The sequence below is a fragment of the Rhodoplanes roseus genome, from assembly GCF_003258865.1.
GTDB classification, from domain to species: Bacteria; Pseudomonadota; Alphaproteobacteria; order Rhizobiales; family Xanthobacteraceae; genus Rhodoplanes; species Rhodoplanes roseus.
Map to the genome: position 1 here is coordinate 1 of NZ_NPEX01000718.1, position 313 is coordinate 313.

General features: G+C 73.5%; 1 protein-coding gene. It reads right to left on the reverse strand.

Annotation, left to right across the window (positions count from 1 at the left end):
- Positions 1–41 precede the first annotated feature (41 nt).
- A partial coding sequence (gene yacG / locus CH341_RS32110; protein WP_425376234.1) for a DNA gyrase inhibitor YacG occupies positions 42–313 on the reverse strand: 272 nt, incomplete at its 5' end.

A 313-nucleotide genomic window follows, 5' to 3' on the forward strand; every position in this document is an offset into this window, starting at 1 on the left:
CGCGCGCCCCGGAATGACAGCGCAATCCGCGGCTGGTCAGGTCAGGCGCCGTCCAGCGGCCCGCGCCGGCGCGGCGGCGCCTCGTCGGGCTCGGCCAGGCCGAGCTCGTCCTCCTCGGCCTCCACGGCCGGCACGGCGTAGCGGCCGGACAGCCAGCGGTGGAGATCGACGTTCTTGCACCGCTGCGAGCAGAACGGCCGGAACTGCTCCACGGCCGGCTTGCCGCAGATGGCGCAGGGTTTTCCGGTGGGAGCGAGAGGGTCAGCAGACATGGGGGTTAAATAGGCGCGCCGGCGGCGGAACGCGAGGCCGA